This window comes from Methyloglobulus morosus KoM1 (assembly GCF_000496735.2).
Classification (GTDB): Bacteria; Pseudomonadota; Gammaproteobacteria; order Methylococcales; family Methylomonadaceae; genus Methyloglobulus; species Methyloglobulus morosus.
Genome location: NZ_AYLO01000023.1, coordinates 1 through 4,366 on the forward strand (window position 1 = coordinate 1; position 4,366 = coordinate 4,366).

Genomic DNA, 4,366 nt, shown 5'->3' on the forward strand with positions numbered 1-4,366 from the left:
CCAATTCTTCTAACATTTCAATCAGATGGCTACGGACTTCTTCATATTCTTTCATTGCAATACTCCTGCCTTTGCTTAGCCCAGTATAACAAGGCATTGATATATACTATGGGCAACAACTGATATTTCAAGCATCCTACCATTAACTATGCAAAATGACATCCAGCAGGTACTTAAGGAAGCCAATCAAGTAATCCTTGGCAAGGAAAGGCAAATCCGACTGGCGCTGTGTTGCTTGCTGGCGCGCGGGCATTTGTTGATAGAAGATATCCCCGGTGTCGGCAAAACGACGTTGGCGCATACGCTGGCGAAGTTGTTGGGGATGAATTACCAGCGTATCCAATTTACCAGCGATATTTTACCGGCCGACATCATCGGCGCATCGGTTTTCGACGGCAAAAACCATGAATTCAAGTTCCATCCGGGGCCGATTTTCAACCAGATGGTGCTGGCAGATGAGATTAACCGTTCGACACCTAAAGCCCAAAGCGCCTTGCTGGAAGCGATGGAGGAACATCAGGTAACGGTAGAAGGCGTAACCTACCAATTGCCAGAACCTTTCTTCGTGATTGCAACACAAAACCCCTCGCACCAGATAGGCACTTTCCCCTTGCCGGAGTCCCAGCTTGACCGTTTCCTGATGCGGATTGAGTTGGGTTATCCCGATCCGCAATACGAAAGGCAATTGTTGACGGGCATAAACCGTCACAGTTTGATCAGCACCTTGTCGACCCAGCTCACGCCGGAACAGTTACAGAACCTTCAACAGGCTGTTACGGATGTACATGTGTCCAGCGCCTTGCTGGATTACTGCCAAGCCATCATTAACTTTACCCGCGAATCGCCCGAATACCATTGCGGACTGTCGCCGCGGGCCGGACTGGCGCTGTTGACCGCCGCCAAGGCTTGGACTTTTATGGACAACCGCGATGCGGTCATCCCGGAAGACCTTCAAGCCGTGCTGGCGGCGGTCGCAGGCCATCGGTTAAGGTCTGGCAATAATGATTCGGAAGCCATCGTCGCACCCATTTTGGCCAAGGTTGCCGTGCATTGAAGCTTAAGGCATTAAAAGAACGCTACGGATTGGACAGGTTTTTCTTAGGGGAGAGGACAGTAGACGGCAAGCCCTTAACGCTCAACCAGCGGCGGATATTTATTTTGCCGACTAAGCGCGGCCTTGGCTTCGGCTTGCTGATCCTTTTGCTGGCTTTGATCGCCTTTGTCTACAACAACAATCTAGCCTATATGCTGGCTTTTTTGCTCGGCAGTATATTTTTTATCACTATTTTGCACACCTATAAATCCCTGGCTGGATTGACGATCCAGGAAGGTCAGGCGAACCCGGTTTTTGCGGGCGAGGCGGCAGGTTTCGGGGTGCATATCGATAACCCCACCTCCGTTGAACGCCAGTATGTGCAGGTCAAATTGAAAACCGTCGAAAACTTCAATCTGAAAGCAAATAGCAAAGCACACCTAACCTTATACGACCTTACCCAGAAGCGGGGCTGGCATCCAGCTGGAACGGTAACGGTTTTCAGCACTTATCCCTTAGGTTTGTTCCGCGCCTGGTCGCCGATAAGGTTTAACGGTAAGGCGCTGGTTTACCCAAAACCCGCAAACCAGGAAATTCCATTTCCGGAGACGGGATCAACTCAAAATCAGCAGGGACGTTTCAAAAAAGGCGGCGATGAATTTTATGGATTGCAGGGTTACCAGCCCGGCGATCCCATCAAACACTTGCACTGGAAGGCTTATGCAAAAGGGTTGGGCTTATTCACCAAACAGTATGGCGGTGAAAGTTCTGCAGAAATCTGGCTGGATTATGGGCAAGCGCCCGGGCATTCGCTTGAGGAACGCCTTAGCCATTTATGCCGATGGGTGGTTGATGCGGAACAAGCGGGAGTAAGCTATGGCTTCATTCTCCCAGGTTTGCGGTTGGAACCCGGCTACGGCCCGGCACATTACCGAAAATGCCTGGAAGCCTTGGCTTTGTTTTGATCGCTATGGCTACCAATCCTGCCCACAACAAAGAAATCCTGATATTTTTGCTGTCGTCTATCGGCTTGATCGTATTGCCGCACGTCTATCACCTGCATTGGGGCGTGTTCGGCTATTTTTGTTTTTTACTGGCTTGGCGGTTTGTCGGTATCTGGAAGCCCGAACGCTTACCCACTTTTCCGGTTATTTTGCTGCTGATAGTCAGCGGCATGGCGATCCTATACGTCCAGCATCGCGGCTTTTTGGGGCGTGACGGCGGCACCAGCCTGTTCGTGATTGCGCTGGGCCTGAAGTTGATGGAAATCAAAACCGAACGCGACCTTTACCTGATCAATTACCTCGCGTTCATCGTTGCCGCCTCGCAGTTCCTGTATGAGCAGAGCATCCTGATGGCGGCTTATATCCTGTTCGTGACCTGCGTGTTATTGGCAGTGCTGGTTTATATCAACAGTTATGTCGCCCAAACCAGTGTAGCGCTTAAAAAAGCCGCCGTTATCATCGCCCAGGCCGTACCGATGGCTATCGTGGTGTTCATCCTGTTCCCACGGGTTGAAGCACCGAGGTGGTTATTGTTTAACGACGACCATCAAGCCAAAATGGGGCTAAGCGATTCGATGGAACCCGGTTCCATCACCGATCTCGGCATGTCGGATGAACTGGTATTCAGGGTGAAATTCGCTGGAGCGATTCCCCCCGCTAAGCAACGTTATTGGCGCGGTCCCGTACTAACCCAAACCAACGGCAAAAAGTGGACGCAAGCCAGTGACTTGTCCTATCAAAAGTATCTGGATAAGCTGACTTACATGGGAACGCCTTACCAGTACACCCTGTTGATGGAACCGCAGGAAAAAAACTGGGTTTTCGCCTTGGATATGCCCGCAGACTACCCTAAACCCTTAGAAAGAAACGCCAATTATCAGTTATTGACATCGGATAATCTTGATAAGCGCAGCGAATTCAAGCTGGTTTCTTACCCCACTTACAATACCGGCTACCTAACTAAAACGGAATTTAAGGATGCGCGCCACTTGCCGGGTGAGCCCTCGGAAAACATTAAGCAACTGGTTGCGCAATTGCACGGCTTCGATAGTCCGCCTGACGTGTTTATCAATCAGCTCCTCAACCACTTTAGGGAAGAAGACTTCCATTACACCCTAACCCCGCCGTTGATGGAAGAAAACCCAATTGAAACCTTCCTGTTTGAAACCCGCTACGGGTTTTGCAGCCATTATGCCTCCGCTTTTGTGTACCTGATGCGGGTGGCGAATATTCCCGCGCGGGTCGTCACCGGCTACCAGGGCGGGGAATGGAATGCGGTGGGAAATTTCCTGGAAATTAAACAAGCCGATGCCCACGCCTGGGCGGAAGTCTGGCTGGATAAACAAGGCTGGGTCAGGTTTGACCCGACCGCCGCCATTGCCCCGGAACGGATCGAAAAGAATATCGACATCGCCCGTCTCGTCCCCGGCGGCCTTATCAGCTATGCCGCACCAAGCGCGGGTGCGCAGGCCACTTTTGATTTCCTGAAAAAAGCCCGGCAACTCTGGAGCAACGTCGATTACAACTGGCAACGCTGGGTCATCAATTACAACAACACCAACCAGGCCAGTTTCCTGTCCTCATTCGGCATAGCCGATTTCAAGACGATGGTGTACTGGATGATGGGCATCGTCGGCATCATCACTGCGATACTCAGCCTTTTCCTGCTGTACCGACGGCCCAAACCAACCGACCCGGTGTTGATAGTCTACAACCGGTTTTTAAAGAAAATCGCCAAGGCAGGGTTAACCAAAAAACCGGGCGAAGGCGCCAGGGATTTTGCCGAACGTATTAAATCTAAATTACTTAGTCAGGCAGCTACTATTGAACAAATAACCGATGCTTTTATTGACCAGCGTTACGGCAGGAATCCGACGGGGCGTGGTTTAATAGAGTTGAACAGGTTGATTATATTGTTGAAACTATAAGATTCATTGGTTTACGCCAACCCTAAAAGTTGAGGGGATTGACTTTTTCCTAATTGTCTTACTAGAGTTATACACATACAACTTTCTTACTTCACCTTGGCCAAGTAGTGATCTAAAAGTTCTATAGTTCTTACTTTCAGAACGGATTCTGCCCGCAACTATCGCATGATGAATTGACAAGTTATCAGCAAATTGCTTCAAGTCAGATTTAGTGCTAATGGAAGTTATGTTTGATGATATCCATATTTTTTTAGGGATCAAGGCTTCAAGTGCCATAGTATCAGCTTCATTTTCTAAAGCATCTAATTGGTTATTTGGGTCAAGATCATCAAAGAAACACGGATTATTTTCATTAAGATGCAAGGCAATATGTGATAATTCATGCATTAATGTAAACCAGA

4 protein-coding genes are annotated in these 4,366 nt (G+C 49.3%); 3 read left to right on the forward strand and 1 reads right to left on the reverse strand.

What is annotated here, in order from left to right:
* Positions 1–148 precede the first annotated feature (148 nt).
* Genes MGMO_RS03400 through MGMO_RS03410 form a run of 3 tightly spaced genes read left to right on the forward strand, consistent with a single transcriptional unit; the run spans position 149 to position 3,965 of the window.
* Positions 149–1,054 carry an AAA family ATPase gene (locus tag MGMO_RS03400; RefSeq protein WP_023493628.1) on the forward strand — a complete coding sequence of 302 codons (906 nt, stop codon included), beginning with the start codon at positions 149–151 and terminating at the stop codon, positions 1,052–1,054.
* Positions 1,051–1,998, forward strand: a complete 948-nt coding sequence (locus tag MGMO_RS03405) for a DUF58 domain-containing protein (protein WP_023493629.1) — start codon at positions 1,051–1,053, stop codon at positions 1,996–1,998. The genes MGMO_RS03400 and MGMO_RS03405 overlap by 4 nt, the downstream gene beginning before the upstream one ends.
* Positions 1,971–3,965, forward strand: a complete 1,995-nt coding sequence (locus tag MGMO_RS03410; protein ID WP_235557221.1) for a transglutaminase TgpA family protein — start codon at positions 1,971–1,973, stop codon at positions 3,963–3,965. Before MGMO_RS03405 ends, MGMO_RS03410 begins: the two co-directional genes overlap by 28 nt.
* 3 nt (positions 3,966–3,968) lie before the next feature.
* Here the strand turns inward: MGMO_RS03410 and MGMO_RS03415 are convergent.
* Positions 3,969–4,366, reverse strand: a 398-nt coding sequence (locus MGMO_RS03415; protein WP_152976285.1) for an ImmA/IrrE family metallo-endopeptidase, incomplete at its 5' end; no start/stop codon positions are given.